This is a genomic window from Kluyvera sp. Awk 3 (assembly GCF_028069715.1).
Classification (GTDB): domain Bacteria; phylum Pseudomonadota; class Gammaproteobacteria; order Enterobacterales; family Enterobacteriaceae; genus Kluyvera; species Kluyvera georgiana_A.
The window spans coordinates 1-3,361 of record NZ_JANEWH010000235.1; the positions used below are offsets into that span (position 1 = coordinate 1).

The 3,361-nt window shown below is 55.9% G+C and carries 2 protein-coding genes; both read right to left on the bottom strand.

Annotation, left to right across the window (positions count from 1 at the left end; all coding sequences use genetic code 11):
- Positions 1–60: 60 nt before the first annotated feature.
- On the bottom strand, positions 61–1,710 hold the full coding sequence (gene fumA, locus NNN71_RS24100; protein ID WP_163449331.1) for a class I fumarate hydratase FumA: 1,650 nt from the start codon (positions 1,708–1,710) through the stop codon (positions 61–63).
- 56 nt (positions 1,711–1,766) lie between these two features.
- Complete coding sequence (locus NNN71_RS24105) at positions 1,767–3,281, bottom strand: anion permease (RefSeq protein WP_209438759.1); 1,515 nt, start codon at positions 3,279–3,281, stop codon at positions 1,767–1,769.
- Positions 3,282–3,361: the final 80 nt, after the last annotated feature.

Consider the following 3,361-nt stretch of genomic DNA (forward strand, 5'->3'; position numbering starts at 1 on the left):
GCATTGAATAAATGCTAGCTTGATATCAGAAAAAGATATTAATCAAGGCAGAGCGATAGATTATCGCTGCGCACACCCTGCGCACTGCTTGTTCTGAATCTGCTGGAAGAAATCATTCCCTTTATCATCCACCAGAATAAACGCCGGGAAGTTCTCTACCTCAATTTTCCAGATGGCCTCCATACCCAGTTCCGGGTAGGCCACGCATTCCAGGCTCTTGATGCTGGTTTGCGCTAACACGGCGGCCGGGCCGCCGATGCTGCCAAGGTAGAAACCCCCGTGCTTGTGACAAGCGTCAGTTACCTGCTGGCTACGGTTACCTTTCGCCAGCATCACCATGCTGGCACCGTGAGACTGCAGCAGGTCAACATAGGAGTCCATACGGCCTGCGGTGGTTGGGCCTAAGGAGCCGGATGCATAACCTTCTGGCGTTTTTGCCGGGCCGGCGTAGTAAACAGGATGGTCTTTGACGTATTGCGGCAGCGGTTCACCGTTATCCAGAAGCTCTTTGAGTTTCGCGTGCGCAATGTCACGGGCCACGATAATGGTGCCGTTCAGCGACAGACGGGTAGAGACCGGGTGAGCGGACAACTGGGCCAGAATATCGCTCATCGGCTGGTTGAGGTTGATGCTGACCGCATCGCCTTCACCCTGCTGACGCAGCGCCTCGGGAATATACTGCGCGGGATTGTGCTCCAGTTTTTCAATCCAGATACCGTCACGGTTGATTTTAGCCTTAATGTTACGGTCGGCAGAGCAGGAGACGCCCATCCCAATCGGACATGATGCGCCGTGACGCGGCAGGCGGATTACGCGGATATCATGGGCAAAATATTTACCGCCAAATTGCGCGCCAAGACCGAGGTTACGCGCTTCTTCCATAAGCTCCTGTTCCAGCTTCACGTCGCGGAACGCCTGACCGTGTTCGTTACCTTCGGTCGGCAGACCGTCGTAGTAGCGAGTGGAGGCCAGCTTGACGGTTTTCAGCGTTGATTCTGCCGACGTCCCGCCGATAACAAACGCAATGTGATACGGCGGGCAGGCTGCTGTCCCCAGCGTACGCATCTTCTCAACCAGGTAATTTTTCAGCTTTGCCGGGGTGATCAGCGCTTTAGTTTCCTGATACAGATACGTTTTGTTCGCGGAACCGCCGCCTTTGGCGATACACAGGAATTTATATTCGTCGCCATCCACGCTGTAGAGGTCAATCTGTGCCGGCAGGTTAGTGCCGGTATTCACTTCTTTATACATGTCCAGCGCGGCATTCTGCGAATAGCGCAGGTTGTCGGAGATATAGGTGTTATACACGCCCTGCGACAGCGCGGCTTCATCGCCACCCCCGGTCCATACGCGCTGGCCCTTTTTCCCCATAATGATCGCGGTGCCGGTGTCCTGGCAGGTCGGCAGCACGCCTTTCGCGGCGATGTCGGAGTTACGCAGGAACTGCAGCGCCACGTATTTATCGTTTTCACTGGCTTCCGGGTCGCTGAGGATGGCAGCAACCTGCTGCTGATGAGAAGGGCGCAGCATAAAAGCCGCATCGTGGAACGCCTGCTGGGCCAACAGCGTTAACGCTTCTGGCTCAACCTTGAGAACATCCTGGCCGTCAAACTGGGCAACGGAGACGTGTTCACGGCTCAGCAGATAGTATTCGGTATCGTCATGAGACAGTGGGAAGGGGTCCTGGTAGACAAACGGTTTGTTCGACATAGCTCTTCACTCCATAAAAATAAAACCGCCGGAGGTTGCCCGCCGACGGTTATGAATCAGAACATCATAGACATCCACGGGTAGCCGATGACCAGCAGGGCGACCAGGAAGATGCCGCCAAAGATGGTGCCAAGGCGCCAGTAGTCTTTGGTTGGCAGATAGCCGCTGCCGTAGTAAATCGGGCTTGGGCCGGTGCCGTATGGGGTGATGATCCCCATGATCCCCAGCGAGGTCACCATCAGCAGCACGAACACTTCCATATTCATACCCGGAATGGTCGAGGCAATGGTGAGCATTGCTGGCAGTAGCGCAGTGGTGTGCGCGGTGGTGCTGGCAAACAGGTAGTGCAGCAGATAGAACGCCAGCAGCAGTACGATGGTCGCTACGCCCGGCGAGATACCGCTCATCAGCATACCGCCTTCTTTACCCAGCCAGCCGATAAAGCCGGTGGAAGAGAGGCCGTCGGCCAGCGCCACAAGGGTGGCGAACCACACGAAGGTGTTCCACGCGGCTTTGTTGCCGGTAATGTCGTTCCACTCCAGCACGCCGGTCCACAGCATCAGGCCGATGATCAGCAGGGCGGCCATTGCCGGTTCAATCCACGCCGCGGCGAAGATCCACATCATCAGCGCGCAGCAGACAAACACCAGCAACAGAATTTCATTGCGAGACAGTTTACCCAGTTTCTCCAGCTCACGAGCGGCCCACAGCGGCACCTCATCGTTCACCTTCACTTCCGGTGGGTAGAACCAGTAGGCCAGCAGCGGCATGGTGAGGATAAGCAGCACGCCGAGCGGCAGGAAGGCAATAAACCAGGTACCCCAGGAAATGTTGATACCGACAATACTTTTCACCAGCGCCAGCGCCAACAGGTTAGGGGCGAGGGCTGAGAGGAACATCGAGCTGGTTATACAAGCGGCGGTGATAGCCACCCACATCAGGTATGAGCCGATTTTGCGAGCGCTCGGATCGTTCGGTTTGGAGCCATACAGCGGCGGCAGGTTGGCGATAATCGGGTAGATGGTCCCGCCGCTGCGCGCGGTGTTAGAGGGAGTAAACGGCGCCAGAAGCAGGTCCGCCAGCGTGATGGCATAGCCAAGCGTCAGGCTGCGGCGGCCCAGATATTTCACCAGAATCAGCGCCAGTCGGCGGCCAAAGCGGGTCTTATCGTAGCCGGCGGCAAACATAAAGGCGCCAAAGATCAGCCACACGGTAGAGTTACCAAAACCGCTGACCGCCCATTTAAAGGACGCACCCGCCAGATGGAATTTATCGGCAGCCATCTGTTCCGGGCTAAACAGCACCCATTGGCTGCACAGCGCGATGGCGACAACGCCAGTCAGGCCAATCACGGCGCCCGGCAGCGGTTCGAAGATAAGACCCACGATCACGCCGACGAAGATAGCAAAGTAGTGCCAGGCATAAGGAGGAAGCCCGTCAGGAACCGGGACGAAAAGTAACAGCACGGCCACGATAATGGGCAGGGCCATCATCACAAGACGGTTTTTCTTGCCGTCTTTCGGTTTACTCACCGGCGTCGGCGAGTGCGATGTCGCAGATTTCTCGTTCATATTACGCTTCTATAAGTAGTTAATAATTCGATTCGCAAAAACTGCCGGCTGCTTTTTTTAGTTTTTTTACTTTATTTATG

What these genes read in the sequence shown, in the direction of transcription:
- fumA (WP_163449331.1), bottom strand. Translation starts at nt 1,710, where the DNA reads ATGTCGAACAAACCGTTTGTCTACCAGGACCCCTTCCCACTGTCTCAT.
- NNN71_RS24105 (WP_209438759.1), bottom strand. Translation starts at nt 3,281, where the DNA reads ATGAACGAGAAATCTGCGACATCGCACTCGCCGACGCCGGTGAGTAAA.